Annotated in this window: 4 protein-coding genes and 1 pseudogene; all 5 read left to right on the forward strand. The window is 63.7% G+C overall.

Annotation, left to right across the window (positions count from 1 at the left end):
* Nucleotides 1-67: 67 nt before the first annotated feature.
* Nucleotides 68-3,364, forward strand: a complete 3,297-nt coding sequence (locus Q8W67_RS04385) for an efflux RND transporter permease subunit (protein ID WP_305541239.1) — start codon at nt 68-70, stop codon at nt 3,362-3,364.
* Nucleotides 3,351-4,625: an efflux RND transporter periplasmic adaptor subunit gene (locus Q8W67_RS04390; protein WP_305541242.1), complete on the forward strand. Its 1,275-nt coding sequence runs from the start codon at nt 3,351-3,353 to the stop codon at nt 4,623-4,625. The genes Q8W67_RS04385 and Q8W67_RS04390 overlap by 14 nt, the downstream gene beginning before the upstream one ends.
* 68 nt (nt 4,626-4,693) lie before the next feature.
* Nucleotides 4,694-4,915: a hypothetical protein gene (locus Q8W67_RS04395; RefSeq protein WP_305541245.1), complete on the forward strand. Its 222-nt coding sequence runs from the start codon at nt 4,694-4,696 to the stop codon at nt 4,913-4,915.
* Between the two features lie 139 nt (nt 4,916-5,054).
* Nucleotides 5,055-5,255: pseudogene (locus tag Q8W67_RS04400) on the forward strand (ISL3 family transposase); the annotation flags it as partial.
* 1,083 nt (nt 5,256-6,338) lie between these two features.
* Nucleotides 6,339-7,332: porin (locus Q8W67_RS04405; RefSeq protein WP_305541291.1), on the forward strand; the 994-nt coding region annotated here is incomplete at its 3' end.

Raw genomic sequence — 7,332 nt, forward strand, 5'->3', positions numbered from 1 at the left:
CCGAGCAGTCACCGCGGGACGCTCATCCAAGCTCTTACCCGCAAGCCACCTGAGAGGAATTTGGTGAATGGGGCTGGTTCAATACGCTCTGAAGTTCCGGGTCAGCTTCTACGTCCTGGCCGTCCTGATGGTGCTGGCCGGCATCGGATCCATCATCATGGCGCCGAAGGACGTCTTGCCGTCCGTCAACATTCCGGTCGTCGTCGTCGTCTGGACCTACAACGGACTCAGCCCAACCGAGACGGGCCAGCGCATCACGACCTATAGCGAGTTCTCCATCTCGAACAACGTCAACAACATCAAGCGCATGGAGTCGACGACGCTGCAGGGCGTCGCCATCGAGAAGATCTACTTCGACGAGACTGTCTCGATTGATCTTGCGATCTCGCAGGTGGTGTCCGCCACGAACTCGGTGCGCGCACTCATGCCGCCCGGCGTGCAGCCGCCGGTGATCATGCGGTTTTCAGCCTCCTCCGTGCCGGTGATCCAGCTCGCGCTGACATCGACGAAGGACACCCTCACGAAGGTCTACGACTACGCGCAGTACCGGATCCGGCAGACCCTGGTTCAGGTCCCCGGTTCCACCCTGCCGCCGCCGTACGGCGGCGCTCCGCGGCAGGTCATGGTCGATCTCAACCTACACGCGCTGCAGGCGGTCGGCCTGACGCCGCTCGATGTCACGAACGCGGTCCTCGCGCAGAACCTCACCGTCCCTTCGGGGCTCGCGAAGATCGGGGAGCAACAATACCCCGTCCATCTCAACGCGGCCCCCGAGGTGATCGACACGCTCAATCGCATCCCCGTCAAGGTCGTGGACGGGCATCAGATCCTGATGCGCGACGTCGCCTATGTCCGCGACGGGTCGCCCCCGAAGCTCAACATCATCCGGTCGGACGGCCAGCACTCCGTGCTGATGCAGGTGCTCAAGAACGGAAACGCCTCGACCCTCGACGTGGTGAACCACGTCAAGGAGATGCTGCCGGCGATCAAGGCGGCAGCCCCCGAGGGGATGACCATCCGGACGCTGTTCGATCAGTCCGTGTTCGTCTCCGCGGCCATCGAGAACGTCGTCCACGAAGCCGTCCTCGCATCCTCGCTGACCGGGCTGACCATCCTTCTGTTCCTCGGGTCCTGGCGGTCGACCCTCGTAGTCCTGATCTCGATACCCCTCTGCATCCTGACCTCGCTCGCCGTGCTCACGGCCCTCGGCGAGAGCATCAACGTCATGACGCTCGGCGGCCTCGCGCTCTCGGTCGGCATCCTGGTCGACGATGCGACGGTGGCGGTCGAGAACACCTACCGGCTCTTCGAGGAGGGCAAGGATTTCTATACTTCGGTCATCGAGGGCGCTTCCGGTATCGCGAAGCCCGCCCTCATCTCGACGCTCTCGATCTGCGCGGCGTTCGTGGCCGTCTTCGCACTCGCCGACACGCCGAAGTATCTCTTCACACCGCAGGCGCTCGCGGTCGTGTTCGCGATGCTGACCTCCTACTTCCTGTCACGGACGCTGGTGCCGGTCCTCATCGACGTGCTGGTCAAGCCGGAGTTCCGGCAGCGCCATGGCGAGATCCTGATGCCCGACGGCAGGACCTGGTCTCCTCGGGATGAGTGGAAGTTCTCGTTGCGCGCGAGAAGGCGCGCTGCTGCGGCATCACGCCTGTTCTCCCCGCTGGTGCGGGCGGCCGCCGCCTTCCGCGCCACGTTCGAGCGCGGTTTCGCGCGGTTTCACGCCAGCTACGTCCGCTTCCTGACCGCGGTTCTGACGCATCGGTTGGCCACGGGAGCGACGGCGCTCGGTGTGCTGGCCCTAGGCGGAACTCTAATGCCCTTCGTCGGGCAGGACTACTTCCCCCAAATTCAAGCTTCGCAGATGACCCTCCATGTCAGGACGCGCCCGGGGATGCGCCTCGAAACGGCCGAGAAGACCTTCGCCAAGGTCGAGGCGACGATCAGGGAGATCATTCCCGAAGACGAACTTGGCCTGATCCTAGACAATATCGGTCTGCCGGCTATGAACTATAATTTTGCATTCTCCGATGGTTCTTTCGTCGCCTACAATGATGGGCAGATGCTCATCAACCTCAAAGGGGAGCATCGCCCGATATCCCATTACATGAAGGTGATCCGCGAGCAGCTCGCGGAGCGCTTTCCCGATACGGTCTTCTACTTTCAGCCATCCGACATCATCACGCAGATCCTGAACTTCGGCACCATCGCGCAGATCGACATTCAGGTTGCCGGCCGCGACACCGCCAAGGACTACGCGGCCTCCCGCCGGATCGAACGCCGCCTCAAACAGGTCCCTGGCGCGGTGGACGTGCACATCCACCAGATCATGAACGTGCCGGAGCTGTTCGTCGACGTAGATCGGGGGCTCGCCTCGGAGCTGAACGTGACGGAGCAGCAGATCGCCCAGTCGATGACCGTATCGCTGTCCGGCAGCTATCAGGTCAGCCCGAACTTCTGGGTCGATCCGAAGAACGGCATCCCCTACCAGCTCTGGGTCCAGACGCCCGAGTGGCGCAACGACAGCATGACCGCCCTGAGCAACACTCCGATCTTCGTCCAGGCGTCCGGGCATAACGAGACAGGTTCGCTGACGCTGCTCTCCAGCGTCGCGACCTTCCATCGGCAGCCGACCCAGAGCGTGATCAATCACGTCAACACGCAGCCGACCTTCGACGTGCTCGCCAACGTGCAGGGAACCGACCTGGCATCTGTTCGAGATGCATTGGCCAAGATCGTCGCCGAGGAACAGACGACTCTGCCCCCACCCGACAAGATCGTCGTTCGGGGGCAAATCGAGAGCATGGCGTCGGCCTTCGGGCGCCTGGAGGTCGGCCTCGCCATCGCGATCGCCGCCGTCTACCTGCTGATGGCGGTCAACTTCCAGGGCTGGGGCGACCCCTTCGTCATCCTGCTGGCACTGCCGGTCGCCTTCTGCGGCATCGTCCTGAGCCTTTTCGCCACCGGCACGACCTTTTCCATCCCCTCGCTCTTCGGCGCGATCATGTCGGTCGGCGTCGCCTCGGCAAACTCGATCCTCCTCGTCACCTTCGCGCGCGAGTACCGGGAGGCGACCGGATGCTCGGCCCACGACGCGGCGCTCAAGGCCGGGGAGATCCGCCTGCGCCCGGTTCTGATGACCGCGGGCGCCATGTTCCTCGGGTTGATCCCGATGGCCCTCGGCTCGGGCGAGGGCGGCGAGCAGAACGCGGCCCTGGCTCGGGCCGTCATGGGCGGCATCGGCGCAGCCACCGGCTCGACCCTGCTGCTCGTACCGTTCCTGTACGCGCTGATGCGCCAGGCGCCCGTTCAACCGCTCCGCAACTTCGTATCGAGAGGCTCCGATGCACGCGCCTGAGACGTTTCCGAAGCACGCGGTCAGGCCAGCGAGCAAGGTCCCCTTATTCGTTGGGGCGTGCGTCCTCGCGGGTCTCGTGGGCTTTGGAGCCTACGGTCAGCAGCAGCGGCAGAGCGAGGCCCATGCCTTCACCAGGCGGATGGCCGAGCTTGTTCCAACGGTCCGGACCGCGGACGCCAAACGGATCGACGCACCGATGCAACTGACGTTGCCGGGCCACACGCGCGCCTTCGATGCCGCACGACTCTACGCCCGTGCGACGGGATACGTCGCGGAGCGCAAGGTCGACATCGGGTCGCGTGTGAAGAAGGGGGACCTATTGCTCCGGATATCCGCCCCCGACCTCGACCAACAACTTGCGCAAGCGCACGCGCGCCTTGGCCAGATGCAGGCGTCGCTCGCCCAGGCTGAAGCTGGTGTCGAGCAGGCGAGGGCGAACCTCAATCTCGCGAAGGTGACGGACGCGCGGACTTCCACCCTGGCAGGGCAAGGCTGGGCGACGAAGCAGCGGGCCGACGACACGGAGGCCGGGGTGTTGTCCCAGGCCGCGAACCTGCGGGCTGCGGAGGCCAGCGTGAGCGTGGCGCGCGCGAACCTGAAGGAGCAGCAGGCCGCGGTGGACCGGCTCGAAGCCCTGGCGGCGTTCGAGCAGTTGGTCGCGCCATTCGACGGCGTCATCACGACACGCGACGTGGATGTGGGCGACCTCGTGAACGCGGACTCGAAGACCGGGACGCCCCTGTTCTCCATCGAGCGGGACGATATCCTTCGCGCAACGGTCAGCGTCCCGCAGAATTCCGCGGTCGGCGTGCACGACGGGCTGCCGGCTTCGGTTCAGGTCCCGCAACTGCCCGAGCAGTCGTTCGCCGGTACGGTGTCGCGCACCTCGGTCGGCCTGCTGGATTCGGCCAAGACGCTCACCGCGCAGATCGATATCCCGAACTGGAATCACGACCTGCGGACGGGCCTGTACATCTACGCCACCATCGCCATACCGCGCGCCAATGCGGACGTCCTGATCCCGGCGGAAGCGCTCATCTTCGCCGAGAATGGAACGCAGGTCATGGTGCTCGGAGAAGCCGACACGGTCCACCTCAAGACGGTTCGGATTTTCCGTGATCTCGGGAAGGAGCTGGAGATCCGCGACGGCTTGTCCGGCGACGAGCGAGTGGTACTCAGCCCGCCTTCCGACTTGACGGAGGGATCCAAGGTCCATGTCGCCGCGTCGCTCGGCGCGCGCGCGTCAGCGCGCATGCCCTGATCTGACGCCATCAAGATGCGGCCGACCTGCAACCGGGTACCGGCACCGCCTCAGACCCTGACCTACGCATGTACGAACCGCGCGGGCCGGGGCGCCTCCTCGTGCCCGGCTCCGAATGCAATGGGAGGACGGTCGACGGCCAGGAGCAGCCGCAGGACCCGCAATTCAACGGCTCCGTCTCCAAGACCCGCCAGGCCCACAACGACGACCTGCTCGACCTCTACGGGCAGGCAGTCAACGGGACCGGTCCGCGCGAACAAGCACCGCCATCCGGAACCGGACCGCGCTGATCCCGTGCCCAGTGTCGAGCCAGATCACAGCGCCTTTCCTACGCGGCCGGAGAAGGAACTCACCCGAATGACACTCGAACGCCGCAGTCTTCTCATGTGCGGAGCAGGCCTCGCTGCTGGCCTCGGCGCCTCGACGGCCGAGGCGGCCGCCGCGCGTGATATCGGCGGCTTCGTCGCCGGGCTGCGGCAGGACGAGGCCGCCGTCCCTGGAGCCATCGACGAGCCTTGGAGCAACGGGGCGGTCGTGGGGCAGGTGAATCGCCTGAAGATGATCAAGCGCTCCATGTACGACCGCGCCGGCCTCGACCTGCTCCGGCAGCGCGTCCTTTACCCCGCGTGAGGCGGACCAGGAAGCGCCCGACAAACCAGACCGAAGGCCTCCGACCGTCAGCACCGAACCTGCGGAAGAACCAAAGTTGCACGCCAAAACACAAGAGCCCCGCGGCGGTCGCCGCGGGGCCAAGTGCAAGGGGGTCGGAATGCCGTTGTGTGTGGACTTTACACCGGCAAAGGGGGGGGCGCCCGCGTCGAAGGATCAAGGGCGTTAAAATCATCGACGCAGGCGCTTTCGGTACGAGGCCAACATAATTGTTCTCGCACTCTTCAACGTAAATGGATCTAGATAAAATTCAATATGTAATACTACTTCTCCGCCCGTCATCACAGGGTTTTTACATCTATAAATATAATTTTACTTTGAAATTTAAAGTTTTTTTATTTTTCATGATGTATGGCGAAACCGTCGGAACTTCCAGTCAGGTCAGCGCAGAGCAGAGCAGTTAGCGCCGGCACAGCGCGGCAGGCGACGAGTGCGACGTTAGCTTGCTTCGATTGGACCATATCATGCGCGCGCGCGAAAGCCGCGCAGAATTCGGCGCTCTCGCGCGTGTCTTGTGCTTGCAGCAGGAAATCCATCCGTCATTAGGCGCACTGCCTCATCGAGAAGGCGCCTTAGCAAGTCGATTTTCACTTCAAACTCCGCCTCAAGCGTGCTCTCCGGCGAAGCGCCGCCCAACGCCGCATACACCACATCTCTCGGCGTTTTCGATATCAGGACCTTGGAAACCCGGGTCGGAGCAGTCGAGACACCCCCCTTCGAGAACACTGCGCAAAGATTGCGATATTTAACGCACTTGTTATTGCGAGGCCTCAACTTTTCTCCGCGTCGTGTCTTCCAGAACACAGGCGCGCCACCCACGGGTGCTACTCGCGAGCTTCCCGCCCGCAAGTTTAAAACTTTATTTTGAAAAGAAATGTTGCCGAGCGTAACGGCTCAGGCATGATCCGGAGCCAGCAAGCATTCATGATTTGTGAACTTGCTGGAGCCCGCCACCAAGACGCAGGCCCGAACAAAAACGAGCGGCGTGACCCGGAAAACCGGGCATCGCCCAGGCTACGGGTCTCGAATGTTTTGGGGGTACGGATGAGATTTTTGAAAGCATCGCTGCTTGGGTCCGCTGCTGCATTCGCGGCCGTCGGGGCCGGCCAAGCCGCTGACCTGCCGGTCAAGAAGGCCGCCGCAGTCGAGTATGTCCGCGTCTGCAATGCTTACGGGGCGGGATTTTTCTATATCCCCGGAACCGACACATGTCTTCGAGTTTCGGGCCGGGCGCGTTTTGAGTACCTGTACCAGAACAGCGGCAACCGGAGCGGCACCAACGGCGACGTCTCAGGCTACCGATCGGTCGCCCGCATGAACCTCGATGCGCGGACGCAGACTGCGTACGGCACCCTCCGTGCCTTCACCCGTATCGAGATCCAGAACCGGACCGGGCCGTACTTCACCTCCGGATCGCGCCAGAGAGAAGCACTTGCCTTCCCTGCGCTTGGCGCGGATGCGTTCGGGCGAGCGCAACAATACGTCGATATCGACAAGGCCTTCATCCAGTTCGCCGGCATCACGGCCGGTCGCGCGTCGTCGTTCTTCGATTTCTACGCCCACGACTACGAGTTCATCGGCGGCACGACGGGCTCCGATACGTACAGCACCAACCTCCTCGCCTATACCGCCACGCTCGGCGGCGGACTGAGCGCGACGATCTCGGCCGAAGATCCGACGTTCCGGCGCTTTCCAGTCTTCGGCAGCGGATCGAACACCGCCGCCTCTCCGCTCGCGTTCAACGGCGGCTTCGCGCCCTTCGGGTCGGCGACGTTCCTTTCGCCGATCGTGGTGGGCACGAACCAGATCGCCCTCGTCGACGTCACGCAGAAGAACCGTGTCCCCGACGTCGTGGGCGTTCTCCGCCTCGACCAAGCCTGGGGTTCGCTGCAGCTCTCGGCTGCGAGCCACGAGATCAACGGCGGCAACGCGTCCTTCGTGTCCACGAGCAACACCGGTGGCCTGACGATCGCCTCGGCGGGGCGCGCGCCGACGACCTATGGCTGGGCCGTGCAGGCCGGTGGCAAGTTCAACCTGC

It is taken from the genome of Methylobacterium sp. NEAU K (assembly GCF_030700285.1).
GTDB lineage: Bacteria > Pseudomonadota > Alphaproteobacteria > Rhizobiales > Beijerinckiaceae > Methylobacterium.